Source organism: Sphingomonas rustica (assembly GCF_039652585.1).
GTDB classification, from domain to species: Bacteria; Pseudomonadota; Alphaproteobacteria; order Sphingomonadales; family Sphingomonadaceae; genus Sphingomonas; species Sphingomonas rustica.
Map to the genome: position 1 here is coordinate 199694 of NZ_JBDIZK010000010.1, position 22777 is coordinate 222470.

29 protein-coding genes are annotated in these 22777 nt (G+C 68.4%); 13 read left to right on the forward strand and 16 right to left on the reverse strand.

The window, feature by feature from the left end; translation table 11 throughout:
• Window positions 1-6: 6 nt before the first annotated feature.
• Both TPR58_RS16905 and TPR58_RS16910 read right to left on the reverse strand, forming a co-directional pair.
• Complete coding sequence (locus TPR58_RS16905; protein WP_346247904.1) at window positions 7-687, reverse strand: response regulator transcription factor; 681 nt, start codon at window positions 685-687, stop codon at window positions 7-9.
• Entirely contained in the window at window positions 684-2171 is a 1488-nt protein-coding gene (locus tag TPR58_RS16910; protein ID WP_346247905.1) for a sensor histidine kinase, read from the reverse strand. Before TPR58_RS16910 ends, TPR58_RS16905 begins: the two co-directional genes overlap by 4 nt.
• A 259-nt stretch (window positions 2172-2430) precedes the next feature.
• On the opposite strand from TPR58_RS16910, the gene pal reads away from it, so the two are divergent.
• Window positions 2431-2949, forward strand: coding sequence for a peptidoglycan-associated lipoprotein Pal (gene pal / locus TPR58_RS16915; RefSeq protein WP_346247906.1), 519 nt, complete (start codon window positions 2431-2433; stop codon window positions 2947-2949).
• A 44-nt stretch (window positions 2950-2993) separates the two neighbouring features.
• On the opposite strand, the gene TPR58_RS16920 is transcribed toward pal, so the two are convergent.
• Window positions 2994-3875, reverse strand: a complete 882-nt coding sequence (locus TPR58_RS16920; RefSeq protein ID WP_346247907.1) for an AraC family transcriptional regulator — start codon at window positions 3873-3875, stop codon at window positions 2994-2996.
• Window positions 3876-4047: 172 nt separating this feature from the next.
• On the opposite strand from TPR58_RS16920, the gene TPR58_RS16925 reads away from it, so the two are divergent.
• Window positions 4048-4452, forward strand: coding sequence for a hypothetical protein (locus TPR58_RS16925; protein WP_346247908.1), 405 nt, complete (start codon window positions 4048-4050; stop codon window positions 4450-4452).
• A 35-nt stretch (window positions 4453-4487) separates the two neighbouring features.
• On the opposite strand, the gene TPR58_RS16930 is transcribed toward TPR58_RS16925, so the two are convergent.
• Genes TPR58_RS16930 through TPR58_RS16940 form a run of 3 tightly spaced genes read right to left on the reverse strand, consistent with a single transcriptional unit; the run spans window position 4488 to window position 7224 of the window.
• Window positions 4488-5096 (reverse strand): hypothetical protein, encoded by a 609-nt coding sequence (locus TPR58_RS16930; RefSeq protein WP_346247909.1) that lies wholly within the window; start codon window positions 5094-5096, stop codon window positions 4488-4490.
• A 59-nt stretch (window positions 5097-5155) separates the two neighbouring features.
• Window positions 5156-6508, reverse strand: coding sequence for a sensor histidine kinase (locus tag TPR58_RS16935; protein WP_346247910.1), 1353 nt, complete (start codon window positions 6506-6508; stop codon window positions 5156-5158).
• The gene (locus tag TPR58_RS16940) at window positions 6505-7224 is read right to left on the reverse strand and encodes a response regulator (RefSeq protein WP_346247911.1); all 720 of its coding nucleotides are present in this window, start codon (window positions 7222-7224) and stop codon (window positions 6505-6507) included. The genes TPR58_RS16935 and TPR58_RS16940 overlap by 4 nt, the downstream gene beginning before the upstream one ends.
• A 122-nt stretch (window positions 7225-7346) precedes the next feature.
• On the opposite strand from TPR58_RS16940, the gene TPR58_RS16945 reads away from it, so the two are divergent.
• The gene (locus tag TPR58_RS16945) at window positions 7347-8393 is read left to right on the forward strand and encodes a hypothetical protein (RefSeq protein ID WP_346247912.1); all 1047 of its coding nucleotides are present in this window, start codon (window positions 7347-7349) and stop codon (window positions 8391-8393) included.
• A gap of 29 nt (window positions 8394-8422) precedes the next feature.
• Here the strand turns inward: TPR58_RS16945 and TPR58_RS16950 are convergent, their stop codons facing one another.
• Window positions 8423-8551: a hypothetical protein gene (locus TPR58_RS16950; RefSeq protein WP_346247913.1), complete on the reverse strand. Its 129-nt coding sequence runs from the start codon at window positions 8549-8551 to the stop codon at window positions 8423-8425.
• 235 nt (window positions 8552-8786) lie between these two features.
• Here TPR58_RS16950 and TPR58_RS16955 point away from each other — a divergent pair, with 235 nt between their 5' ends.
• Window positions 8787-9251: a cupin domain-containing protein gene (locus TPR58_RS16955; RefSeq protein ID WP_346247939.1), complete on the forward strand. Its 465-nt coding sequence runs from the start codon at window positions 8787-8789 to the stop codon at window positions 9249-9251.
• A 37-nt stretch (window positions 9252-9288) separates the two neighbouring features.
• Here the strand turns inward: TPR58_RS16955 and TPR58_RS16960 are convergent, their stop codons facing one another.
• A complete protein-coding gene (locus TPR58_RS16960) occupies window positions 9289-9921 on the reverse strand; it encodes a LysE family translocator (RefSeq protein ID WP_346247914.1) in 633 nt (210 codons plus the stop codon).
• Window positions 9922-10009: 88 nt separating this feature from the next.
• Complete coding sequence (locus TPR58_RS16965) at window positions 10010-10231, reverse strand: hypothetical protein (RefSeq protein ID WP_346247915.1); 222 nt, start codon at window positions 10229-10231, stop codon at window positions 10010-10012.
• Window positions 10232-10471: 240 nt separating this feature from the next.
• Here TPR58_RS16965 and TPR58_RS16970 point away from each other — a divergent pair, with 240 nt between their 5' ends.
• On the forward strand, window positions 10472-11206 hold the full coding sequence (locus tag TPR58_RS16970) for a hypothetical protein (protein ID WP_346247916.1): 735 nt from the start codon (window positions 10472-10474) through the stop codon (window positions 11204-11206).
• A 13-nt stretch (window positions 11207-11219) separates the two neighbouring features.
• On the opposite strand, the gene TPR58_RS16975 is transcribed toward TPR58_RS16970, so the two are convergent.
• Window positions 11220-11732: a hypothetical protein gene (locus TPR58_RS16975; protein WP_346247917.1), complete on the reverse strand. Its 513-nt coding sequence runs from the start codon at window positions 11730-11732 to the stop codon at window positions 11220-11222.
• A 198-nt stretch (window positions 11733-11930) separates the two neighbouring features.
• Between TPR58_RS16975 and crcB the strand changes: the two genes are divergently transcribed.
• The 8 genes from crcB to TPR58_RS17015 all read left to right on the forward strand — a co-directional run bounded on the left by crcB (window position 11931) and on the right by TPR58_RS17015 (window position 17834).
• Window positions 11931-12323: a fluoride efflux transporter CrcB gene (gene crcB, locus TPR58_RS16980; protein WP_346247918.1), complete on the forward strand. Its 393-nt coding sequence runs from the start codon at window positions 11931-11933 to the stop codon at window positions 12321-12323.
• Window positions 12320-13594: an RluA family pseudouridine synthase gene (locus TPR58_RS16985; protein WP_346247919.1), complete on the forward strand. Its 1275-nt coding sequence runs from the start codon at window positions 12320-12322 to the stop codon at window positions 13592-13594. Before crcB ends, TPR58_RS16985 begins: the two co-directional genes overlap by 4 nt.
• A complete protein-coding gene (locus TPR58_RS16990) occupies window positions 13594-14196 on the forward strand; it encodes an FMN-binding negative transcriptional regulator (RefSeq protein ID WP_346247920.1) in 603 nt (200 codons plus the stop codon). Before TPR58_RS16985 ends, TPR58_RS16990 begins: the two co-directional genes overlap by 1 nt.
• A 15-nt stretch (window positions 14197-14211) precedes the next feature.
• Window positions 14212-14619 (forward strand): hypothetical protein, encoded by a 408-nt coding sequence (locus TPR58_RS16995; RefSeq protein ID WP_346247921.1) that lies wholly within the window; start codon window positions 14212-14214, stop codon window positions 14617-14619.
• Window positions 14620-14829: 210 nt separating this feature from the next.
• Entirely contained in the window at window positions 14830-15489 is a 660-nt protein-coding gene (locus TPR58_RS17000; protein ID WP_346247922.1) for an HAD-IA family hydrolase, read from the forward strand.
• A complete protein-coding gene (locus TPR58_RS17005; RefSeq protein WP_346247923.1) occupies window positions 15486-15707 on the forward strand; it encodes a hypothetical protein in 222 nt (73 codons plus the stop codon). The genes TPR58_RS17000 and TPR58_RS17005 overlap by 4 nt, the downstream gene beginning before the upstream one ends.
• Entirely contained in the window at window positions 15704-16384 is a 681-nt protein-coding gene (locus TPR58_RS17010; RefSeq protein WP_346247924.1) for an ATP12 family chaperone protein, read from the forward strand. The genes TPR58_RS17005 and TPR58_RS17010 overlap by 4 nt, the downstream gene beginning before the upstream one ends.
• 187 nt (window positions 16385-16571) lie before the next feature.
• Window positions 16572-17834: a VWA domain-containing protein gene (locus TPR58_RS17015; protein ID WP_346247925.1), complete on the forward strand. Its 1263-nt coding sequence runs from the start codon at window positions 16572-16574 to the stop codon at window positions 17832-17834.
• A 253-nt stretch (window positions 17835-18087) separates the two neighbouring features.
• Here TPR58_RS17015 and TPR58_RS17020 read toward each other — a convergent pair whose 3' ends face one another.
• The 6 genes from TPR58_RS17020 to TPR58_RS17045 all read right to left on the reverse strand — a co-directional run bounded on the left by TPR58_RS17020 (window position 18088) and on the right by TPR58_RS17045 (window position 22517).
• Window positions 18088-18519 carry a hypothetical protein gene (locus TPR58_RS17020; RefSeq protein ID WP_346247926.1) on the reverse strand — a complete coding sequence of 144 codons (432 nt, stop codon included), beginning with the start codon at window positions 18517-18519 and terminating at the stop codon, window positions 18088-18090.
• 191 nt (window positions 18520-18710) lie between these two features.
• Window positions 18711-20621, reverse strand: a complete 1911-nt coding sequence (locus TPR58_RS17025; protein ID WP_346247927.1) for a BCCT family transporter — start codon at window positions 20619-20621, stop codon at window positions 18711-18713.
• Between the two features lie 61 nt (window positions 20622-20682).
• Window positions 20683-21258, reverse strand: coding sequence for a hypothetical protein (locus TPR58_RS17030; RefSeq protein WP_346247928.1), 576 nt, complete (start codon window positions 21256-21258; stop codon window positions 20683-20685).
• A gap of 40 nt (window positions 21259-21298) precedes the next feature.
• Entirely contained in the window at window positions 21299-21946 is a 648-nt protein-coding gene (gmk, locus tag TPR58_RS17035) for a guanylate kinase (RefSeq protein ID WP_346247929.1), read from the reverse strand.
• Between the two features lie 59 nt (window positions 21947-22005).
• The gene (locus TPR58_RS17040) at window positions 22006-22206 is read right to left on the reverse strand and encodes a hypothetical protein (protein WP_346247930.1); all 201 of its coding nucleotides are present in this window, start codon (window positions 22204-22206) and stop codon (window positions 22006-22008) included.
• 98 nt (window positions 22207-22304) lie between these two features.
• Window positions 22305-22517, reverse strand: coding sequence for a hypothetical protein (locus TPR58_RS17045; RefSeq protein ID WP_346247931.1), 213 nt, complete (start codon window positions 22515-22517; stop codon window positions 22305-22307).
• Window positions 22518-22777 lie beyond the last annotated feature (260 nt).

Consider the following 22777-nt stretch of genomic DNA (forward strand, 5'->3'; position numbering starts at 1 on the left):
CGCGCATCAGGCCGATCCGACCAGGCGATAGCCGACACCGGGCTCGGTCAGCAGCAATTGCGGATCGCCCGGATCCTGTTCGATCTTCTGGCGCAGCAGGCCGATATAGACGCGCAGATACTGGCTGTCGGTCGAATCCGGCCCCCATCCGGCGGCGAGCAGCCGCTTGTGCGTGACCACCTGCCCCGCGCTCATCGCCAGCGTGCGCAGCAGGTCATATTCCTTGGGCGACAGCTTGATCGTCTCGCCGTCCAGCACGACGCGGCGCGCGACGAAATCGATCTCCAGCGGGCCGCCGCGATAGACGCCCGGTTCCTCGCGCAGGCTGGAACTGCGGCGGATCGCGGCGCGGATGCGCGCCATCAGCTCGCCGATCTCGAACGGCTTGTTGACGTAATCGTCGGCGCCGTGATCCAGCGCGGCGATCTTCTCGGTCTCCTGGTGGCGCGCCGAGATGACGATGATCGGCACCGTGCCGGTCAGGCGCAGCTCGCGGATCACGTCCTTGCCGTCGATATCGGGCAGTCCCAGGTCGAGCAGCACGACATCGGGCGCGACATCCTGCGCCAGCCGCAGCGCGGTCGACCCGTCCAGCGCGGTGCTGACCTCATAGCCGGCCGCGCCCAGCACGGGCTCGAGCACCGCGATCAGCGGCGCCTCGTCATCGACGAGCAGGATCCTGGTCATGTGAGTGCCCCTTCGACAAGCGGAAGCCGGATGGTGATGCAGCTGCCCCGGCCGTCCAGCCCGGGCACGCGCGCCTCGATCGTGCCGCCCAGCGCCTCGACGAAGCCGCGGGCGATGGCGAGGCCCAGCCCGCTGCCCTCGGTGCGGCCCTCGCGGTAGAAACGGTCGAACACACGGTGCAGCGCGGCCTCCGGAATGCCGTGCCCGGCATCGGCGATGTCGATCCGGCACGCCCCCATCTCGCGTGACAGGCTCGCCTGGATGCGGGTGCCGTCGTCGCTATGGCCGACCGCATTGTCGAGGATGTTGATCAGCACCAGTTCGAACAGCGCGGCATTGGCGGCGACCAGCGGCTCGGGATCGGTGCCGATCAGGGCGAACTGACGATCGCCGGCGCGCGGCCGAACCCGCTGGATCGCCGCCGCGACCATCTCGGTCGCGCTCAGGATCTGCAGCGGCTGGGGCGATCCCCCCGCCTCGATCCGGCTCATCTCCAGCAAATTGGCGGTATAGCGGTTCAGCCGGTCGCCTTCCTCGACGATGCCGCGCAGCAGCTTTGCCGACGTATCGGGATCGAGCTGTGCGCCATAGGCGAGCAGGCTGGAAGCCGAGGCGCTGATCGCGGTCAGCGGGGTGCGAAAGTCATGGCTGACCGAGGCGAGCAGCGCGCTCTTCAACTCCTCGGCGCGGGCGGCGGCGCGGCGCTCGGTGATCTCGTCGGACAGGGCCGCGCGCTCGATCGCCAGTGCGACCATGTTGCCCAGCGCATCGACCACCGCAGGCTTCAGCCGCGGCGCCCCGAGCGGGACGGCGACCATCACCATCGCTCCGGCGCCCCCGCCCAGCCGCCGGCCGATCAGCGCCTTCTCGACGCGCAACGCCTTCGGCCCCCGGTCGGTGCGCAGCGCGAAATCGGTCCAGTCGGCGCTTTCCGGCCGGGCATCGAGCGACACCGCCCGATCGCCGTCGATGCGGAACAGCGCGACTTCCGCGCCCAGGATGGTGCGCGCGCCGCGGCCCAGCGTCCCGACGATATCGGCCAGGCGCAGCGCCGATTGCAGCTCGTGACTGAGCGCGAGCAGGCCGTTCAGCTGCAGATTGGTCGAGCGTGCATCCTCGGCATGGTCCTTCAACCGCCCGGCGAGCACGCCCGAGACGAGCGCGCACAGGTTGAACGCGACCAGCGGCGCCAGGTCGCCGCCTCCGGCGATGCGGAAGGTCAGCGCGGGCTCGGTCAGGTAGAAATTATAGATGGCGAAGGCGACGACCGCGGCGATCAGCGCGGCGACGAGGCCGCTGAGCGCGCCGGCGATGGTGATGCCGAGGACGAAGACGAGCGCGGAGGCCACCTCGCCATAATCATGGACGGCAAAGGCGGCGAGCGCGGAGACGAGCAGCACCAGCAGCGTGACCGCACCCTGCATGCGGTCGATATGCAGCCTCATGGTCCTGAGGCCGGCAAGAAACGGGGCTGGTTCGGCCATTGGCCGGATCGTCTCCATATCTGGTCCGCGACGGCGGGAGCCGGGCCCGAGGGGGAGCCTTTATGGCCGCCCGCCGCCGTGGTGAGAAGCGCATCCTCGGGGGGGAAGAGAGGAGTCCGCGCTAGGGACGCGGTTGCGCTCACCCATTCCGGATAGCCGCCCCCTGCCGCCCAAGTCCATGCATATAAAAGCTATAGTAACGCCGTCTCGCGCGGTCGCCCTAGGAGTGTTTCCGAAACATTTCTCGAGAGGGGATCCGATGAAGACGAAGCACCTGACGATCGCGCTGATGCTGGGCGCGGCCGCATTGTCCGCCTGCGCCAAGCGCGTGCCGCCGCAGACCGGGGCGACGATCCCCGATGCCGGCCCCGGCGGCGACTATGATGGCGGCGAGCAGGACGATCCGGGCCTGCGCGCGCTCCAGTCCGCGCTGGTCGCGGCGGCGGGCAGCGACCGCGTCTTCTTCGGCTTCGACGCCTATACCCTGTCGCCCGAGGCCCGCGCGACGCTGACCCGCCAGGCCGCATGGCTGCGCCAGAATCCGCGCATCGGCTTCTCGATCGAGGGGCATGCCGACGAACGCGGCACCCGCGAGTACAACCTCGCCCTGGGCGACCGCCGCGCCCGCGCGGCCGCCGAATTCCTGATCCTCCAGGGGATCGACCCCACTCGGATCAGCACGCTGTCCTATGGCAAGGAGCGCCCCGACGCGCTGGGATCGGACGAGCAATCCCATGCCCGCAACCGCCGCGCCGTCTCGATCGTGATCCGCAACTGACAGGGCGCCGCCCTTCCCGGCCAGCGGGAGGGGCGGCGTTCCGTCTACTTCAGGGGCAGGAACAGCTCGGCCGCCGTCGTCAGGCCCGGCTCGTCGAGGAAGAAGCGCTGGCAATAGATCGGGAAGTCGCGCGCTTCCTCGCCGCTGGCGGGCAGCCAGTCGCGATAGAGATAGAGCGCCGCGGGCTCCAGGTCATGGGAGTCCCCGGTGACGCGCACCACCGCGCATCGCCCGCCCGGAATCTCTCCGATCCGGACCGCGTCATCCGTCTCGTCCACACCCTGCCCCGCATTCAGCCCGACGCACAGGTCCATGCGATAGTCGGCGGGATCGGCCGGGCGGCGCTCGCTGTACCAGATGTTGAAGGTCGGGTTGGTCCGCGGCGACAGTCCGGCGGCCTTTCGCCAGGCGATGAAGCGCTGGATCGTGACGTCGATCGTCGCGGGATCGCCGCGATGCTCGAACATCGCCACGGGGATCGTCGGCACGGTCCGGATTTCGACATGGTCGCTTGAATAGGTCGGCTGCATGAGTCTGCTCCTGGCTGAGGTGAGCGGCCCGAAGGCGCGCAGCCACGGCTCCCAGTCGGGAGACTTCCGGAACCCCGACGGCGATTGCCCGAGGCGCTGGCGAAAGGCGCGGGCAAAGGCGTCTGGCGTCTCGTATCCGGCATCCAGCGCGATCTCGGTGATCGTGTGTCCCGTCACGTCCGCCAGCCGCTTCGACGCATGTCGCAGGCGGGCAAGCTGGACGTAGCGATGCAGCGAAATGCCGAAGGTCGCCCTGAACTGCCGGTGGAAGTGGAATTTGGAGAAGGCCGCGACGCTGCTGACCGCAGCCAGGTCGAGATCGCCGTCCAGATGCCGGTCGATATGATCCAGCACCCGGCGCATCCGGTCCTGATAGTGCGTCAGCGTCGCGGTCATCATCCTCTTTCCGTCGTGGCGCACCCTCAGTGCCGGACGCGCCGGCCGCCCGCTCCCCCGATCTTGCGGTCTTTCGGCCACAGCGAGGGTTTACGCCAGCCTGTGCCAGAGCCGGGCGACTGCGATTGGGTGGGACGCTGACTTACGTCGTGATCGGAGATACCGTCCCTGCATGAGCGACAAGGACCCATTTGCATGCCAGATGCGCACCCTCGATGCCCTGCTGGACGAATGCCGCCAGCATGCACCGTTCGTCGGAAACGTCGTGCGGGACACGTCCAACCGCTCGAATCGCGATTGGCCATGGTGGAGCGTCCAGGTCGAGCAGACGGACGAAGATGGTCGCGACACGCGCAGGATCAGCGCCACGGTCCGACTGAACGCGACCCAGGCGGGTGAACCAGGGTCATATGAAGGCGTGTGGATCGCCCGCGTCTGGCAGGGCGTGAGCGCCGACAGCTTCCGCGCAAAAGGCGGATGGCCGTTACCGTGGACACAACCGTCTTCGCAGGATCTGCGGGACGCGATGGCTGCGCTGCTCGAAGCCGGGAAGGCCGCAATCGCCGAAGCCCGCTGACATCCACAGGAACGATCCGTTGGCTCGTCTGCGGCTCAATGCGTCCAGTCGAGCGTCAGCGTCTCGAAATGCCAGCGGCGCTGCTCGGCGGTGGCGCCGTCGACGTCGTTGACGCGGCGGAGCACCGCTTCGCCTTCCAGCCTGACGGAGCGGCCGTCCTTGTCGGTGCCGGTGACCGACACGGGCGCATTGTAATAGCTCGATCCGGCTGCGCCCTCCATCGTGCCCGACGGCATCGCGACCGTGATCCGATCGAGATCGGCGAACAGCTTCGCGAAGGCGGCGCGGCTCCATTTGCGTTTGTCGGCCGGGCTCAGCAGCGACCAGGCCCGGTCGAACTGCTTCTGCTCGACCGATCGGGCAAAGCCGAGCAGCAGGTTGCGCGCGCCCTTCTCGCCGCGCTCGGCCTCGGGGGTTAGCTCGGGCACCGTGGCGGCGGGATCGGGGCTCGGCTCCGGTACGGGCGTCGCTTCCGGAATTGCGGGCGCAGGCGTCGGCGCGGCCATGGGCGTGGGCCGGGCGGCATTCGCCTCTGTCGGGGTCGAGCGATTGCCGTCCTCGGGCGGCTGTGCCGGCTCGCATCCGGCCAGGAGCAGCGCGGGCACGGCTGCGGCGCACAAGATCATCCGGGTCATGAGCGTCATAACCCCGACGCTCCGGCGATCGTTCCGGGGCTGTGCGCGCATGGCGGTCGGGCGGCGCGTCACGGCGGCGCCGCCCGGAGCGGGGGCAGGCGGACCTCGGCGCGCAACCCGCCCCGCGGTCGGTTGGTCAGCGTGATCGTGCCCCCGGCGCGTTCGACGATCGCGCGGGCGATCGCCAGACCCAGGCCGACCCCGCCCGTGTCGCGGTTGCGCGACGGATCGAGGCGATGGAACGGGGCGAAAGCGGCCTCGATCCGGTCCTCGGCCATGCCGGGGCCGTCGTCGTCGATCGTGCAGACCACCTGCCCCCCGGTTTCGGACACCATGATGTCCGCGCGGCCGCCATGGATCACGGCGTTGTCGATCAGGTTGGACACGGCGCGATCCAGCAGGTCGCGGTCGCCGAACACCAGATGCTCGCCCTCGGCAGCCAGCGTCACCGTCGCGCCGGCGATGCGCTGGCGCCGCGCACAATCCTGGACGACGTCCACCAGATCGACCGGCTCGTCGATCGCGGCGACCGACTCGCCCCGGACATAGGCCAGCAATTGCGCGATCATCCGCTCCATCCGGGCGATGTCGGACACGGCTTCCTCGCGCGCGATGCCGGCCAGCCCCTCGACGCGAAGGCGCAGCGCGGTCAGCGGCGTGCGAAGATCGTGCGCGATCGCGGCCATCATCGTCGTGCGGCTCCTGAGGTGATCGATCATCCGCGCGCGCATCGCGTCGATCGCTTCCGCCGCGCGCGCCGCCTCGACGGGCCCTCCGACCCAGGCGGCGCTGTCCAGCCGCCCGTCGTCCGCCGCCGCCTGCGCCAGCCGACGAAAGGGCGCGGTCAGCCGCGCCGCGCCCCACAGCGCCAGCGGGATGAGGATCGCCGCGGCAAGCGCGAACGCGATCAGCATCCGCGCGCGCTCGGGCGTCAGCAACGGCCGGTCCGGCGTCAGCACCACCCAGCGCGCGTCACCCTCCCGGATCGCGAGGGCGAAGGGCGCGAACCGCGCTCCCGGCGCCAGCGCCATGCGTGCGAGCATCGCCTCGGCGCCGGCCGACAGCGCCGCGCCGTCGGACGCGCCCTGCCGCAGCGCACCGGCGCCGCCCGGCCGAACCTGGCGGAACGAGCGGACGCGAACCCGGTCATTGGGCAGGCCGAGCGTCGCCGCGAGGCCCGCCCGGATCACGATGTCGGGCCCGTCCCGCGGGGTCTCGAACGGCGGCGCATCGGCGATGCGTCGCCGCCAGCCCGGCGGGACGTCCCGCGCGGTGGCGGCATGGATCGCCTCGGCCAGCGACACGCGCTGCGGTTCGGCATCGGGAAAGGCCAGCGCGATGCCGAAACTGACGGCAAGGCAGATCAGGATCCCGGCGACGGTGAACAGCGCCACCTGAACGCGGAGCGACGCGCCCCTCACGCCCGCTCGACCTCCACCAGCGCGCGGTATCCCACCCCGCGGACCGTTTCGATCAGTGGCGGCTGGCCGGGCCGATCCAGCTTGCGCCGCAGGCGGCTGACCGCGAGATCGACGGCGCGATCGAAATTCTCGGCGAGCGGCCCGTGCGTCAGCGCCAGCAACTGGTCGCGGCTGAGGATGCGGCCCGGCCGCTCGACAAAGGCCAGCAGCAGGGAGAATTCCCCGGTGGTCAGCGCGACGCCGGCCCCGTCCGGATCGATCAGCGACCGCGCGTCGCGATCGAACAGCCAGCCGGCGAAGCGGTATCGCTGCGGTGGGGAAGCATCCTCGCGCCGACTCGCCGGGCGGCGCAGGATGGCGCGGATGCGCGCGAGCAATTCGCGCGGGTCGAACGGCTTTGCCAGATAATCGGACGCGCCGACCTCCAGCCCGACGATGCGGTCGGTCGTCTCGCCCGCCGCGCTGATGATCAGGACCGGCACGATCCCGTCCAGCCGGCGGCAGATCGACAGGCCGGTCTCGCCGGGCATCATCACGTCGAGCACGACCAGGTCGGGCATGCGCGACGCGATCGCCGCGTCCATCGCCGCGCTCCCGTCGGCGCTGCGGACCGAGAATTCCGGTCCGGTCAGATAGTCGTGCAACGCGCGGCGCACCGCCGGATCGTCATCGACGATCAGCAGGTCGGCGCGGCGATCCCGGTCTTCGGCGTCCATTCCACCCTCATCGCGCGTGCATGTATCGATCCTGTGTCGAACCCAGGCGCGCGTCGCCTTGTCCGACATCGAACCGATACAGGAACCCGTCAGCGTCGCATGGACCTTTTCAGGAGTGAACCATGCTCGTCTTCGCGCTTGCCCTTGTCTCGTCCGGCCCCGCCCTGCCCGATCCCGATGCGTGCCGCCGGGCGCTCGCCGCGGCGCCTGCCTATTCGGTGTGCGCGCCGACCGGCAACGGCGTGGCGCTGGCCGGCGACCGGAAGAATGCCGATGCGCTGGCCGCACATGCGCGCGCCGGGGAAGCACGCTTCCGCACCTATTTCGGCAGGACGATCGCTCCCTATGCGATCACGTCGACGCCGCCGGCGCTGGACGGGCGGGCGCTGCGTGCGGCCGGTTTCGTCCATGTCCTGCCCTGGCCGGATCCGGAAAGCTTCGAACGCGCCACGCGTGAGGGCATCGAACGGGCGGCCCGCCAGTTCGGCACGTCACAGGGCATGACCGCCGCGCAGATCGACCAGGTCGTCGCGCGCGCGCTGGCCAATGCCGGCGCCGATGGCGGCAAGGCCGCGCTCGACGCGGGCATGGTCCCGCACGAACTGGGGCATTTGTGGTTCACCCACGCCTTCTGGCCGGACGCCGGCAAGGGCGAGAGCGCGGGCACGAACCATTATGGCGGCCCCGGCCCCGACTGGCTCGACGAACTCGCCGCGATCCTGATGGAGGACGAGCCGACCGCCACGCGGCGGCGCGCGCAGTTCCGGTCGTTGCTGGCCGGAGAGGTGCTGCCGGCGATCGGACCGGTCGCGGGCCGGGAGACGATGCTGGACCTCAAGGGCTTCCTGTCGCGCGCGCATCCCGCGCTGTCGCGCGTGCTGTCCGCGCCGCCCAAGATGCCGGCTGGCGGAGGGATTGCGCTGGTCTACACCCCGGCCGGCGGCGGCGGCGTGAACTCGGCGGTGCAGGAGCGGCTCTTCTATATCCAGGCGCGCGCCTTCGCCGACTTCATGCTCGAGCGGACCGGCCGTCCGACCGTGTTCGCCGAGATCGCCGAATCGCTGGCGCAAGGGCGAAGCTTCGAAGCGTGGCTTGGCACCCGCGGACCGGCGCTGGGCCTGCCGGCGACGATCGATGCCCTCGATGCGCAGTGGCGAGCGAAACTCTAGCATCCGGCAGGCCGTCGCCCGGTCGCGGTTCAAGGCCTGGGCGGCGGCGTGCCGATCCGCTGCGACAGCGGCCTGCGCGCCAGCGCCTGTTCGAGCCGGGCGAGCGCCTGGGTCACGCCCCCGACTTCGGTGTCTTCGTCCTCGCCAATCGCGGCCATCCCCATGCGTCCAACGTGGCCGAGTTCATCCGCGCCCGACTGCCGCTCGCCTGACGCGCGCCGGGGCGGCCATATTCGGGTGGCCCCCTGACAAGCAAATGCTGGCATTGCGGGCATCGACACGTCACTATTGCCCGATCGCGGGACGCGAGGCATGTCACGCCCCGCGATCGGTCGGGGGAGAGGCGCCGTGAAGACTGCAGCGAAACTCAGCGCGCTGGCATCGGTGGTGCTGATGGCGATGTCATTCGGGATCGCCGACGCCTCCGCGCAGACCAAGGCGCCCGACGCCGCAAGCCGGCAAGATTTTGCCAGCGATGCAGAGGTACGGGCGCAAATCCAGGCGATGCTCGCCGAGATGAAGCCGGACCAGGGGTTCATGTGGCGGCCACTGGTTCGGGACGGCGTGCGCATCGCGGCACTCGAAATATGGAAAAGGCCCGGTCGCCCCGCGGTCCATCCTGATCAGGCGGAATATGCGATCGTCATTGAGGGAACCGGAACCCTCGTTTCGGGCGGGACGCTGCTCGATGCGGAGCCACGCAACGCCACCCTGGTGGAAGGAAGCCGGATCGAGAACGGGACGACGCGGGCGCTGGGCCCCGGCGATGTCATCCTGGTCCCGGCCGGCGTGCCGCACTGGTTCGGAATCACAGGCGACCGGCTGGTCCTTTTGGGGATCAAGCTGCCCGGGAAGTGATCGAGGCGATCGGGCCGCTGCCCCGGCGCGATCCGCCCTAGCTGCCCTGCTTCACGCCCAGCAGCGCCAGGCCGAAGCCGATGAAGATCGTGCCGCTGATCCGGTTGAACGCGCGCCGGACCGATGGCCGTCGCAGATGCTGCGCCAGCCCGCGCCCGCCCAGCGCATAGACCGCATACCAGAAGCTCTCGATCACCGCGAAGGTGCCGACCAGGATCGCGAATTGCGGCACCTGCGGCGCGGCGGGGTTGATGAACTGGGGGAAGAAGGCGGCGGCGAACAGCAGCAGCTTGGGGTTGCTGATCCCGATCGCGAAGCCGCCGCGAAAGGCAGCGAGCGACGAGACGGCGGGCGGCAACGGCCCCGCGCCCACGTCGATCGGCGGCACCGCGCTGCGCCATGCCTTGATGCCCAGCCAGATCAGATAGGCGACACCCAGATAGCGCAGCACCTCGAACGCGCCGGGCAGCGCCAGCAGCAGCGTCGTCAGCCCGGCGGCCGACGCGCTCAGCACCGCGACGATCGCCAGCAGGCAGCCGGCCATCGCGAAGATGCAGCGCTTCAGCCCCGAATCAATGCTCCGCGACATGATGTGGAGCATGTTCGGCCCCGGCGTCCCCGACAGCAGGAACACCGCGGCGACGAACAGCCACCAGCTGTGAAGCGTCATCCGCCCTGAACCCGAACCGTCATCATGCGGGCCGCATAGCGCCGCGGCAGCCGGCCTTCATCAGAAATCCGTGCGGACGCCCGGTCGATCAGAAGAAGAAGCCGCCCAGCCAGAGGCGAACGAAGCCGATGACGAGCACGACCAGGTTCAGGTTGCGGCCGGTGCTGCTGTCCGACAGCGCACCCAGTGCCGTTCCCACCAGCGCCATCGGAATCACGAGATAGTTGAGCCAGCCCAGAAGCGGGATCAGCGCGACCAGCATAACGGGAAAGGTTACCAGACCGACGAGGATCGAAACCAGATTCAGCATGGACGGACAAGCCTCGCTTAGTGTGTTAATTGGATAATACAGTCCTTGAGGGACCGGGGTCAAGCGCCGATCGAAGGGCGGCGGCGCAAGCCTGTTGTACGGTCGTATGACAAGCGCCCACCGCGTTCGTGACGTTCGCGTATCAACGGCGAATCCCCGCGACCGGTTCCCGCCGCGAACGGCGTTTAGCGGTCCTTAACCTTGCCGCGTCATGAGGAAGCCTCACACAGGAGCGCTGTCATGATCGCCCGGCTTGGTTTCTACATGCTCGTCATATTGCCGCTCGCGCTGGCGGGCTGCGGCAAGTCCGACGAGATCGCGGATGCGGTGCCCGCGGCGCAGGTCAATGGCGTCGATCCGGCGCTGGCCAGCGCGCTGCAGGGCCAGATCATGGTCGATCCCAACCTGACCCAGCAATCCAATGCCGATGCGGTCCGTCCGCCTGCGCAGCCCTATTCCGCCGGAATCCCGGTCGAGACGGTCGCCGCCAACGGCCAGAAACCCGACCTGGCCGGGCTGATGAAGGCGCCCGCTCCGGTCCAGGCCGGCAAGGCGTGCAAGACCTGCAAGGCGTCGCGCGACAGCGTGACGCTGGGTGCGCTGGCGCAGCGTCAGGGCGGCACGACCGGCGCCTGCGCCTCGGCGATCCGCTATGGCGCCGGCTGGGCCCAGCGCCTGCCCGCCGACCTGCCGCTGTTTCCCCAGGCCCGCGTCACCGAAGCGGCCGGCACCGAAGGCGGCCAGTGTGCGCTGCGCGTCGTCAGCTTTTCCGCATCGCAACCGATGCAGGTGATGCTCGACTGGTACTACACCCGCGCTACCCGCGCTGGCTATTCGTCCGAGCATCAGGTCGATGGCGACGAGCATATCCTGGGCGGCACGCGCGATCGCGACGGCGGGGCCTATGTCCTCTACATGACGTCCCGCGAGGATGGCGGCACGGATATCGACCTGGTCGCGAACAACGGGGTGTGACCGCGCCGGCGTCCTAGATCGCGTCGTGCAGATGGCGCTGCAGGTAGCGCGTCATCAGCGCGATGCTGGCCGCCGCCTTTTCGTCGATCGGCCGCTGATCGAGCGCGACGATCTCTTCCTGGACGATCGGACCGCGCTCGACGGCCCAGCGTATGTCCTCCGTGTAGCCCTGAGACGGGATCGCGCCGAATTCGAGCAGCCGGACGTCGATTCCCTGCGCCATGCCCCGCTGGAATGCCTCGTCCTCCGCATGGCGGGCCATGAATCCGCCGATCGCGGCGATGTCGCCGCCATTGACCTGCACCGCCTCCAGCCAGATGCGCGCCTTGGCCGTTTCGCTCAGGCGGGTGCCGGTCAGCGGACTGGTGATCGCGCCGACGACACCATGCGCGAAGCCGACGAGGTAGGGGTCGCTCCAGAACGCCGCAGCGTCGACTTGCCGCTGGCCCTCGCAGAAATGGCGCAGGACCCGCACTTCCTGGATCGCCCGCTGCCGGATCGCCGCCTTCTTGCCGAATCCGAACATCACTCCCCCCGACTATTGTCTTCGCATGCTGGGGGCATTTGGGGTGATCGCGCAATCGCCAATCGCTTCTGACGAGTGGTGACAGGCCCTCCCCCGGCCCCTCCCGCAAGCGGGAGGGGAGATCGGGTGCGCTGGGATCAGCCCCCTCCTGCAAAGCCCGTGGTTCCCCTTTGCCGCGTTCCGCGCTAGGCGCTGGCGATGTTCAATCTCCTCCTCGTGATGCTGGGCGGGGCCTTGGGGTCCGGCGCGCGGTATCTGGTCGGGCGCGGCGCGGTGCTGTGGCTCGGGCCGGGTTATCCCTGGGGGACGCTGGCGGTGAATCTCGTGGGCGGGCTGGCCATGGGGCTGCTTGCGGGCGGCCTGGCGCGGCTGGGCAACGGCGCGGAGACGTGGCGGCTGCTGATCGGCGTCGGCCTGCTGGGCGGCTTCACCACCTTTTCGGCGTTCTCGCTGGACGTGGTGGCGATGCTCCAGCGCGGCGACTGGGGATTGGCGATCGGTTATATTTCGGCATCGGTGATCGGTTCGGTCGCGGCGGTGGCGGCAGGATTCTGGATAGCGACGATGATGACGACGAGGACACTGGCATGAGCACGGATGGCACGGACGTGCGGCAGTTCACCGTCGGACTGGACGATGACGGCATCCGGCTGGACCGCTGGTTCAAGCGGCACCTGCCCGATGCGAGCTTCAACATCGTGTCGCGCTGGGCGCGCACCGGCCAGTTGCGCGTCGACGGCGCGCGCGCCACCCCGGGCGAGCGGATCGCGGCGGGCCAAGTGATCCGCGTCCCCCCGGCCGAGCCGGTCAAGCAGGCGCCGGCGATGGCGGCGCGTCCGAAAAAGGCGCGCGTGATCCTGAGCGACGAGCAGATCGAGTTCGCCCAGTCGATGGTGATCCACAAGGACGCCAGCGCGCTGGTGATCAACAAGCCGCCGGGCCTGGCGACGCAGGGCGGCACCAACACCACCGAGCATGTCGACGAGCTGCTCGACGCGCTCTATTACGATCTCGACAGCCGGCCCAAGCTGGTCCACCGGCTCGACAAGGACACGTCCGGGGCGCTGCTGGTCGCGCGCACGCCGCGCGCTGCCGCCTATTTCTCGAAGAGCTTTTCGGGCCGCACCGCGCGCAAGCTCTACTGGGCACTGGTGGTCGGCGTGCCGCAGATCGAGGACGGCTATATCGACCTGCCGATCGCCAAGCAGCCGGGCACCGGCGGCGAGAAGATGCAGGTCGACGAGGCCGAGGGCCAGCCGGCGCGCACCCGCTACCGCGTGATCGAGCAGGCGGGCAACCGGGCCGCCTGGGTCGAGCTGCAGCCGCATACCGGGCGCACGCACCAGCTGCGCGTGCACATGGCGGCGATCGGCCATCCGATCGTCGGCGACGGCAAATACGGCATGCAGGAATCCTTCCTGACCGGCGGGATCAGCCGCAAGATGCATCTGCACGCGCGGCGCATCCGCATCGACCATCCCGATGGCGGCAAGCTGGACGTGACCGCCGAGCTGCCGCGCCACATCGCGGAATCGATGGCGACGCTGGGCTTCGACCTGTCGCTGGGCGACCAGCTGCCGATGGAGGAGGCCCCGCCCCCCAGCCGCGAACAGCAGAAGATCTGGGCCAAGCAACACGCCAAGACGGTCCGCAAGGAACGCAAGGGCGAACGGCGCGGCCGCGGCACCGCGACCGAGCGTGGCGCAGGCGGCAGCGCGCGCGGCGGTCCCGGCGGCAAGCCCGCGGCCGGCGGCAAGCCCGCAGGGGGCCGCAAGCCCGGCGGCACGACCCGGCCGACGGGCGGCAAGCCGGGCGGCGGCAGGCCGGGCGGATCGGGCGGCGGGCGCGGCGGACGGGACTGATGCATCCCAGCGCGGCCTTTCGCTGGGAGGACCGCGGCGCGATGCGCGCCCTGGTGCGCGACCTGGGCTTCGGCACGCTGTTCCTGGGCACGCCCGACGGACCGCGTGCCGCGCAGGTGCCGGTCGTGTGGCTGGACGACGTCACGCTGGGCATCCATCTCGCCCGCGGCAATGCGGTCACGCGCCATCTGGACGGCGCGACCGCGCTGTTCACCGTCCTGGGCCCCGACGCCTATATCAGCCCCGACTGGTACGGCACCGGCCCCGATGAGGTGCCGACCTGGAACTATGTCGCGGTCGAGCTGGAGGGCCGCATGGTGCGGATGGAGCGTGACGCGCTGATCGCGCAGGTCGACACGCTGAGCCATGAGTTCGAGGCGCGGCTGGCGCCCAAGCCCGAATGGACCCGCGCCAAGGCCGACCCGCGGCGCATCGACGCGATGCTGAACGCGATCGTCGGGTTCCGGATGGAGGTGCTGGACTGGCGCGGCACCCGCAAGCTGGGCCAGAACAAGCCCGAAGCCGCTCGGCTGGCCGCCGCCGACGCGCTGGCGGCGCGGGGCGGCACGGCAATGGCGCAGCGGATGCGCGACGCGGGCTGAAGGGGGAGACGGGCGATGCCGACGCGCTATCAGGTCCTGCGGCAAGTGGTCGCCAATCTGGCAGCGCCAGCCGAGGTGCAGGTTGCGCATCTGAATCGCGTCTTCGCCGACTGCACACCCGACATCCAAGCCGCCTACGGCAATGACGAACTCGCGCTGGAGTTCGAGGACGCGTACCTTGCCGTCAATCATATGCAATCCCATGGTGAGATTTCCCAGCGAGAGATCGACGCGCTTGCGCCTCTTAACGCTCTGCTCTTGCAGTGGAGCGGCAAGGTTCATGCCGATTTCTGGCGGCGCGAAGCTCTCTTCAACGACGAGCGATGGAACCAGGTGCGCGACTGCGCCAAGGTGGCACTGATCCAGCTTCCGGAAGAGGTCCGGGAAAGCGACTATACCCGCGGCCTGCCAGGCAATTCCTGATGTCATCGGGGTGCCACGCGGAGAGCGCGTGTGCATCGCCCAGCGCCTTTAAGACAAATCGATTCGTTGGATGAAACCATCGAGGCGCCGTCGAGCATTGCCAGCGCTGTACACTAAGACTGGAGAATGAGCGCTCGCGCCCGCGTTGACTGATCTCCCTCTCCCAATGCCCTCGTTGCCGCAGCCCCCGCCCCGACCTAAAGCCCGCGCATGAATCGGCTCGCCCTCTTCGACTGCGACGGCACGCTTGCCGACAGCCAAGTCAACATCTGCCGCGCGATGGAGGAATGTTTCGCCGGTGCCCGGCTGGAGCCGCCGCCGCGCACGGCGATCCGGCGGATCGTCGGGCTCAGCCTGGTGCCGGCGATCGCGCTGCTGCTGCCGGAGGGGGAGGCGGCGCTGCACGAGGCGATGGCGGAGGATTACAAGCGCGCCTTCCGGACGATGCGGCAGGACGGGCGACTGGATCCCGAACCGCTGTTCGACGGCATCGCGGAGGCGATCGACGCGCTGGACGCCGCCGGCTGGCTGCTGGGCGTCGCGACCGGCAAGTCGGACCGCGGCCTCGCCCTGCTGCTCGCGCATCACGGGATCGACCGCCGCTTCGTCACGCTGCAGACCGCCGATCGCCACCCGTCCAAGCCGCACCCGTCGATGATCGAGGCGGCGATGGCCGAGGCGGGGGCGTCGCCCGCGACGACCGTGATGATCGGCGACACCAGTTTCGACATGGCGATGGGCCGCGCGGCGGGCACGCACACCCTGGGTGTTGCATGGGGCTACCACACCGCGCATGATCTGGTCGAGGCGGGCGCGCATCACGTCATCGAGTCCGCCCATGCCCTGCCCGGCCATCTGGAGGCGTTATGACCGAAGCCGATATGCTGGCGCGCAAGCGCTACTACCTGATCGCGGGCGTGAACCTGCTCGGCGCTGCGGGCGCGTTTTTCGGACTGGTGCTGGCGGGCCGATCGACCGACTGGTACGGGCAGGTCCTTGGCGGCGCGATCGTGCTGTCGGCATTGTACGTCATGGCGGTCGTGCCCCGCGCGATGGCCCGCAGATGGAAGAGTCCCCCCGAGGCATGAAGCGATTCTGGAAGGAAGTGAGCGTCGAAGATCGCGGCATCGCGCTCGACGGACGGCCGGTGCGCACGCCGGGCCGCGTGCCGCTACTGCTGCCGACCGATGCGCTGGCACGGGCGGTGGCCGATGAATGGCGCGCGGTCGGCGAGACGATCGATCCGCGGGCGATGCCGCTGACCGGACTGGCCAATGCGGCGATCGACCGGATCGCCCCCGACACCGCGCGCTTCGCCGCCGGCCTTGCCGCCTATGGCGAGAGCGACCTGCTGTGCTACCGCGCCGAACTGCCCGAACCGCTGGTCGCACGCCAGGTCGCGCACTGGGACCCGCTGCTCGACTGGGCGCGCGGCCGCTACGACGTGCATTTCGAGACCGTGACCGGCGTGATGCACAAGGCCCAGCCCGAGGCGACGGTTGCGCGCCTGAGCGACGCCGTCGCCGCACTCGACCCCTTCCGCCTCGCCGGCCTGTCGCCGCTCGTCACCGTCAGCGGATCGCTGGTCGCCGCGCTGGCGCTGCTGGAGGGTGCCGCCGACCCCGACAGCGTGTGGACCGCATCGCAGGTCGATGAGGCATGGCAGGCCGAGATGTGGGGCGAGGACGAGCTCGCGACGAAGGCGCGCGATGCCAAACGCGCCGATTTCGATGCGGGCGCGCGGTTCCTGGCCCTGCTGGGCTGAGCGACCGGTTCGGCCAACGAAATGGGGTGCGAGACAGGGACAATCCGCTCCCGCCGGGACAGGATCTCGACCGGGGTTCCGAACCACCCCTCCAATCTCTCAACTCATCCACCCAACCGCTTGACCTGGCGGCAAGGACATCAGCACAAGTCCAGCCCGCAACAACCGTCCCGGAGAGACTCACCGCATGCAGCAGCTCACCAAAGGCGCGAACACCGCCGTCCCGACCGGTGTCATTCGACCCGGCGTGCGGTTCGGCGCCGGCAGCGCCGATGTCTCCGCCTATGTACTCGGCCCGGGCGGCAAGGTGCGCAGCGATGCGGACATGATCTTCTACAACCAGCCCTCGACGCCCGACGGCGCGATCGCGCTGAACGGTGCCGACTTCACCATCGACCTGGCGAAGGTCGCCGCCGAGGTCGAGCGGATCGCGATCTGCGTCACCCCCGACCAGGGCACCGTCGCCGACCTGCGACAGGTGACGATCGAGGCGCCGGGCATCGTCGCCTTCGGCCAGGACACCGCCGGCATGAACGAGGCGGCGATCATCCTGGGCGAATTCTATCGCCGCGCCGGCGAGTGGAAGTTCCGCGCGGTCGCGCAGGGGTTCCAGGGCGGCCTGGCGCCGCTGTCGCGCCATTTCGGCATCGACGTGGCGGACGAGCCCGCATCGCCTGCTCCCGCCGCCGCCCCTGCTCCGGCCCCCACGCCCGCCCCCTCGTCGATCGACCTGCGCAAGCAGCGGATCATCAGCCTGGAAAAGCGCGACCCCAAGCTGATCAGTCTGGCGAAGACCGCCGCGATCAGCCTGGAAAAGAAATCGCTGGCCGGCGCCACGGCGAAGGTGGTGCTGGTGCTCGACATCTCGGGATCGATGTACATGCGCTACGAGGAGGGCGAGGTCGACCGGCTCGTCCAGCGCATCCTCGCGCTCGGCCTCAACATGGACGATGACGGGTCGATCGAGGTCTATGCCTTCGGCACCGGCGCCTATCGCGTCGGCGCGGCGGATATCGACAATTACAAGACCTTCGTCCCCGACATGCTGCGCAAGCACCCGCTGGAAGGCTCGACGCATTACGGCGCGACGGTGAAGCTGATCCGCGAGGATTTCGGCGCGCAGGCCGATTTCGGGCGCGTGCCGGTCTATGTGATGTTCGTCACCGACGGCGACACGATGGACCGGTCGCTGACCGAGCGTCAGATCCGCGACGCCTCGTCCGAGGGCATCTTCTGGCAGTTCATGGGCATCGGCGAGAGCGGCGGGCGCTCCAGCGGGTTCAAGTTCCTCCAGAAGCTGGACGACCTGAAGGGCCGCAAGGTCGACAATTGCGACTTCTTCTCGACCCCCAGCGCCGACAGCTTCAGCGACAGCGAGCTCTACGACAAGCTGATGACCGAATATCCCGGCTGGCTGAACGCGGCGAAGGCGGCGGGCATCCTGCGCTGACGAATTGGGCTGAGACCCGCAACCACCATCTGATGGCGGCGGCGAGATGGGCGGCGGCAAGAGGGACGGCGCCGAGGAAGGGTGTGGCGATCCGGTATGGCACCGATATGGCCCCACACAGGGCATGATATCTCGAGAATGACCCTTCCTCACATCGTCGGACCGGCATTTGACCTTGAGGTTCGCACTCCGCCGTAAATGGTCCCGAGGAAGAAGAGGCCGTTGATGATAAGGGCGCCTCGCTGATTGCCCCTCAAGGCGATATCAGGCTTGCTCGCAGCCGCTCGATCTCCTTTTTGCTCATCTCCAGATCGGCGGCCTCGGTCTCTGCCGTCGTTTTCGACGTGATAACCAAGATCGGATAGGACGCTCTCCAGATCGATGTCAGCGGTCTTTCCGTCAGGGAGAGCGTCTTCGACGACAACGCAAAACTGAAATCGCCATATGAATAATAGCGCTTGCCGACCTTCACGCCCCCTGCGTCCACCACGAGCAAACCGCTCCTGTAAGAAGCATATATCAGGATAGGCAAAACCGGCGCGACGAGCGCTCTGAATCCAATTGAGGCGTCAGCAGCACCCGAAAAGAAATTGTACAGATTGATAACCCCCGCTGGCACAACGATTATCGACAATATTCCGTAGAATATCAAAGTGCTTCGGTTGGTCAAAAACTTCTGATTCATCGACGAACTCCTCAACATACGCTCGCGCTGATCACGCGCCAGAACACAAGCTCGCTTCCGCTAATGGCCGCCTCAAAGGTCCGGTCGACCAAGCCGCCAACTCTGCATATGTACGCTGCTCATCGCCGGCGCACGACGGAGATCTTGCAGGCGTGATCGATCAACTCATACTGAAAGTTATTGGAGCTTTATCACCGCAGCCGCCAGCGCTCGAGCTGTTCGAGCACGTCCGCCGCGATCTGTTCCCGCGTGAAGCCGGTCAGGTTGCGATAGCGCGCATCGTCGCCCGCCTGGCCGGTCATCATCCAGGTCAGGCTGCGCCGCCCCTCGGGCGCATCCAGCGCGGTATAGGCGGGCAAGGGTCGCGAGCGCGCGGCGAGGCGATAGACGAAGGGCTGAGCCTCGCCGAGGCGGATCGTCAGCGTGGCACCGTCGCCGTCGCGATCGACGCTGGCGCTGGTCAGCCCCTCTTCGCGCATCGCGTCATGGACCGACTGGAGCGCAGGCATGCCGACGCGCTCGATCTGCCTGGCGATGTCGCCGCGCGTGGCGGGCACCAGCAGCCGCTTGATCCGCTCGGCGATCGACGGTCCGTCCTCCTGTGACAGCGTCTCTCCGGCCAGGTCGGCCTTGGTCTGGCGCAGCAGGCCATAGGCGAGCAGCAGCATGATGAAGCAGAAAGGCAAGGCCGCGAGCAGCGTCGCCGCCTGCAGCGCGCCAAGCCCGCCGGCCACCAGCAGCGCCGCCGCGGTCACCGCCAGCAGGATGCACCAATAGACGCGCTGCCACCGCGGCGTGTCCTCCTGCCCGCCCGAGGCCAGCGTATCGATCACCAGCGCGCCCGAATCGGCCGAGGTCACGAAGAACACGCCGACCAGCAGGATCGACAGCGCCGAGGTGAATCCGGCGCCGGGAAGGTAGCCGAGGAACTTGAACAGCGCGGTCGACAGGTCGGCCTGGACCGCGCGGGCGATGTCGCCCGCCGCCACGCCCAGGTCGAGCGAGATGGCGGTGTTGCCGAACACCGTCATCCACAGGAAGGTGAAGGCGGTCGGCACGAACAGCACGCCGATGACGAACTCCCGGATCGTCCGCCCGCGCGAGATGCGCGCGATGAACATGCCGACGAAGGGCGACCAGGCGATCCACCACGCCCAGTAGAACAGCGTCCAGTTCGCCATCCATGCCCGCGGTTCATAGGCATAGAGGGTGAAGGTGCGCTTCACGAAATGGTCGAGATACAGCCCGAAATTCTGCACCAGCGCGCGCAGCAGGAACAGGGTCGGCCCGGAGAACAGGACGAAGACCATCAGCAGGATGGCGAGGATCAGGTTCAGTTCGGACAGCCGCCTGATGCCGCGATCGGCGCCGCTGAGCACCGACAGCGTGGCTGCGGTCATGACGACTGCGATCACGATCAGCTTCATGCTGTCGGTGTCGGGCACCGCATAATTATAGGCCAGGCCGGCGGTCATCTGCGACACGCCGAAGCCCAACGACGTGGCGACGCCGAACACCGTGCCGCAGATCGCGAAGATGTCGATCGCGTCGCCCAGCGGGCCGTTGATCCGCTTGCCCAGGATCGGCGACAGTCCCGATCGCATCGTCAGCGGCAACCCCTTGCGATAGGTGAAATAGCCCAGGCTCAGGCCCACCAGCGCATAGATCGCCCAGGCATGGACGCCATAATGGTGAAAGGTGATCGCCATCGCCTCGCGCGCAGCCAGGATCGTGCCGCTCTCGACATCGGGCGGGGAGATATAATGCTGGATCGGCTCGGCCACCGCGAAATACATCAGCCCGATGCCCATGCCCGCGGCGAACAGCATCGCCAGCCACGACACATAGGGAAAGTCCGGCTCCGCATCGTCCGGCCCCAGCTTCAGCTTGCCCGCCGGCCCGAAGCCCAGGATCAGCACGATCACCAGGAACGCCGCGACCGAGGCGACATAGAACCAGCCGAACGTGTCGATCGTCCAGTTCTGCGCCGCGTGGAACGCCACATCGGCCGTGCCCGGCATCGCGATCGTGCCGATCAGCAGCAGCGCGACGACGGCGGACGCGCCCCAGAACACCCGCGGCTTCATGCGGCTCTTGATCATGCGGCGTCGGGCTCCGGGCGGGTTGGCGGCGGTGAGAAACGCCGGACCCCGCCCGGCGGTTTCATGCCGCGGGCGTATCGACCCTCGGATATGCCGGCTTCGGCAGCGCCCAGGCGAGCACCGCCCCAGCCGCGATCCACGACGCGACGTCGCTGATCCACAGATACATGAAATATCCCAGCGGCATGTGGTTGAACACCGGCTGGCCCAGGTCCGAATAGGCGGTCGCGGCGATCGCGATCACCGCCACCAGCTTCAGCCGGCCGGCAAAACTCAGCTGGTGCGCCACCATCCGCAGCGCGATGCCCGCCATCAGCGTGCAGACGATCGCCAGCACCAGCCCGCCGATCAGCGACCCGCCGTCCAGCGTGGCGAAGCCGCCGGTGTTGAAGAAGACGATCGCGGTCGGCCCCTGGCCATAAAGCTGGGTGCCGAGCGGGGTGCCGGGCCAGGGGATCGGATAGGCGCCGGTGCCCGACGCACCGAGATGCTGGCTGAGCGCCGCCTGCAGCGCCTGGGTGGTCGCGTCGCTGGTGCCCTTCAGCGCCAGCCAGCTGAGCGGCGTCCCCCAGAAGATGAATCCGACGAGCCACATCGCGACGCCGCCGAGCACGCCGCCAAGAATGAGTCTGGGCATGGAAACCTCCCTGTCGGCCGGCAGGTGCCGGCCCAAGAGGCTATTTGTTGAGCCCGCGAATGAATCCGATCAAGCCCGTCTGGCGCGATCGCTTGAGCCTTTCGGCCTTCAGGATGGTGTGGACGCAGTCGAAACACTCCTCGACATCGTCATTCACCAGCACATAGTCATAGCCGTCCCAGTGGCTGACCTCGGCATTGGCGCGCGCCATGCGGCGGTCGATCACCTCGGCACTGTCGGTCCCGCGATTGGTCAGCCGCTCGTGCAGGATCTTCATCGACGGCGGCAGGATGAACACCCGCACCACGTCGCCGCCCATCAGCTGGAACAGCTGCTGCGCGCCCTGCCAGTCGATGTCGAACAGCACGTCGCGGCCCGAGCGCAGCATCGCGTCGACCGGCGCCTTGGGCGTACCATAGCGCTGGTCGAACACATGCGCCCATTCCAGGAACTCGCGGTCCTCGACCATCGCCTTGAACGTGTCGGTGTCGGTGAAATGATAATCGACGCCGTCCACCTCGCCCGGACGGATCGTCCGGGTGGTGTAGGAAACCGACATGTCGAGATCGTCGTCCGCCGCCAGCAGCTTGCGGGCGATGGTCGATTTCCCTGCGCCCGAGGGCGACGACAGGACGAACAAAACGCCACGTCGGTGGAAACCATGCGGATCGTCGGGGTGCGCAGCCATGGGCGCTAGTGGCGGAGGAGTCGGGCGCTCGTCAAGCGCGGCGACTCCCCAATTGTCGCTCAGCGATAGCGGGTCGAGCGCTTTCGCCCGGAAATCAACCGCCACAGGCCGACCACGCCCAGCATCACCCAGCCGAACGGCCCCATGCGGGTGACCATGCGCTGCGCCGTCGCGCCGAGGATCGCGCCCTTGACGCTACCGCCCCCGCCGCGCCGCGCCATGCGGCTGCCGATGACGGCGCCCAGAATGTTACGTAGCATCGCGTCTCTCCAGAATGTCCTTGAGGATCAACGGCATGGACATGAATGCGGTTCCGCCGGGGTCCATGGATGTCGCACCGCCAGCCGCGCCGGCGGCATCACTCCGCCGGCTGGATCGCGTCCTGGCCGCCGAACCGGCTGGTCAGGTACCGCACGAGCAGATAGCCGCCACCGATCACCGCGGCGGCAGGAATCACGCGCTTCGCCGTCTCGTACACCGCCACGCCCGCGATTGCGCCGAGCGTCCCGCCCTCGCCGTCGCGCTGGTCGATCCGGCTGCCGATCCAGCCCGCAATTGCCTTGCCGATCATGATAGTCTCCGCTTGGATGTCGCGAATGGAAGCGCAGGAGCGCCCGCGAAGTTCCCGCCACGCCACCCGGCGGCCGTCATCCCCGGCATGACGAGCGTGAGTGGCCACCCGAAAACCTCCGTCACCCCGGCCGCAGTGCCCACAACTGTCCGGGATTTTGTTTCTGTGAGGAGGTGCACGGCAGACAAGTCCTGAGGATTCTGCCAAAATCATGTTGTCGAGACATGATATTTGGAGGTCTGCCGTGCCGTTTGCGAGTA